The sequence below is a fragment of the Vibrio maerlii genome, assembly GCF_003415655.1.
GTDB lineage: Bacteria > Pseudomonadota > Gammaproteobacteria > Enterobacterales > Vibrionaceae > Vibrio > Vibrio maerlii.
On the sequence record NZ_QRHC01000043.1, the window covers coordinates 1 to 762 of the forward strand.

Consider the following 762-nt stretch of genomic DNA (forward strand, 5'->3'; position numbering starts at 1 on the left):
GACTCCATGAAGTCGGAATCGCTAGTAATCGTGGATCAGAATGCCACGGTGAATACGTTCCCGGGCCTTGTACACACCGCCCGTCACACCATGGGAGTGGGCTGCAAAAGAAGTGGGTAGTTTAACCTTCGGGAGGACGCTCACCACTTTGTGGTTCATGACTGGGGTGAAGTCGTAACAAGGTAGCCCTAGGGGAACCTGGGGCTGGATCACCTCCTTATACGAAAGATTATTGCGATGAGTGTTCACACAGATTGGTATGGTTTAAAAATGTTAGAGCAAGGAAACTTTCAGTTGGGGCTATAGCTCAGCTGGGAGAGCGCTTCGCTGGCAGCGAAGAGGTCATCGGTTCGATCCCGATTAGCTCCACCATCTTTAAGTGTTTTTGTTCTCATAAAGAATATTTAAAAATGGTTACTTCATTTAAGAAGAAACTAGCTCTTTAACAATTTGGAAAGCTGACGAATAACAACAATCCCCATATCTTTAGATATGCGTTGTTATTCAATTAAAAGTTCTCAAATCCTATATCTCTTAGAGATGTAGGTACCAACACACATTCAAGTGTTCTTGGAAACACCACAGTTTACTGTGATGTTTAATATTTGAGTCCGGCAAAATCGAATGTCTCTCGCTCATTCAATAATGAGAGACAAAACCTTGGTTGTTTGCCATACATGAAGACCTCTTGGGGTTGTATGGTTAAGTGACTAAGCGTACACGGTGGATGCCTTGGCAGTCAGAGGCGATGAAGGACGTATT

1 tRNA gene and 1 rRNA gene are annotated in these 762 nt (G+C 43.8%); both read left to right on the top strand.

The window, feature by feature from the left end:
* Window positions 1–220: ribosomal RNA gene (locus DPF91_RS21905) — 16S ribosomal RNA — on the top strand; the annotation flags it as partial.
* A 76-nt stretch (window positions 221–296) separates the two neighbouring features.
* Window positions 297–372, top strand: a tRNA-Ala gene (locus DPF91_RS21910).
* Window positions 373–762: the final 390 nt, after the last annotated feature.